Source organism: Micromonospora sp. CV4 (assembly GCF_003667455.1).
Lineage (GTDB): Bacteria > Actinomycetota > Actinomycetes > Mycobacteriales > Micromonosporaceae > Micromonospora.
Genome location: NZ_RCVI01000147.1, coordinates 1 through 391 on the forward strand (window position 1 = coordinate 1; position 391 = coordinate 391).

A 391-nucleotide genomic window follows, 5' to 3' on the forward strand; every position below is an offset into this window, starting at 1 on the left:
CAGATCACGTTGTCCCGTTCGCACCCCGCGCTGGTGAAGAAGCTCTTCGCCCTCGAGGTGCCGGAGATCGCCGACGGCACCGTCGCGATCGGCGCGATCGCCCGTGAGGCGGGTCACCGTACGAAGATCGCGGTGCGGTCCACCGCCCCCGGGGTCAACGCCCCGGGCGCCTGCATCGGCCCGATGGGTCAGCGGGTGCGGGCGGTCATGAGCGAGCTGCACGGTGAGAAGATCGACATCATCGACTGGTCGGACGACCCGGCGACCTTCGTCGGCAACGCCCTGTCCCCGGCCAAGGCACTGCGGGTCGAGGTGGTCGATCTGGCCACCCGGACCGCCCGGGTCACCGTGCCGGACTTCCAGCTCTCCCTGGCCATCGGCCGGGAAGGGC

The 391-nt window shown here is 70.8% G+C and carries 1 pseudogene; it reads left to right on the top strand.

Annotation, left to right across the window (positions count from 1 at the left end):
• A pseudogene (locus EAD98_RS02740) lies at window positions 1-391 on the top strand (transcription termination/antitermination protein NusA); the annotation flags it as partial.